The sequence below is a fragment of the Psychrobacter proteolyticus genome, assembly GCF_038155145.1.
Lineage (GTDB): Bacteria > Pseudomonadota > Gammaproteobacteria > Pseudomonadales > Moraxellaceae > Psychrobacter > Psychrobacter proteolyticus_B.
Genome location: NZ_JBAKAY010000225.1, coordinates 1 through 211, shown reverse-complemented (window position 1 = coordinate 211; position 211 = coordinate 1). Strand labels below are relative to the sequence as shown.

1 protein-coding gene is annotated in these 211 nt (G+C 40.3%); it reads left to right on the top strand.

Going from position 1 to position 211, the window contains the following annotated elements; translation table 11 throughout:
* Nucleotides 1-211, top strand: a 211-nt coding sequence (locus V6252_RS13625) for a hypothetical protein (RefSeq protein ID WP_341610785.1), incomplete at both ends; no start/stop codon positions are given.

Below are 211 nucleotides of genomic sequence, written 5' to 3'. Positions count from 1 at the left end.
GAGTACTTTCGCTTACTGCGCGGCACTCTACTAGATAATGCTAGCAGCACAACGGCAAATGATAATAGTTTTAAACCATCAGAATCCGATGAGGCGATCCGTTTAACCTTATCTTCGCAAGATTTTATCTCGGAAGCAGATAATACCCAAGCTTCTAAGTCTAAAAGTAAGGCTAAACCAGAAAAAGCCAAAAAGTCTGCTACTGAATCTT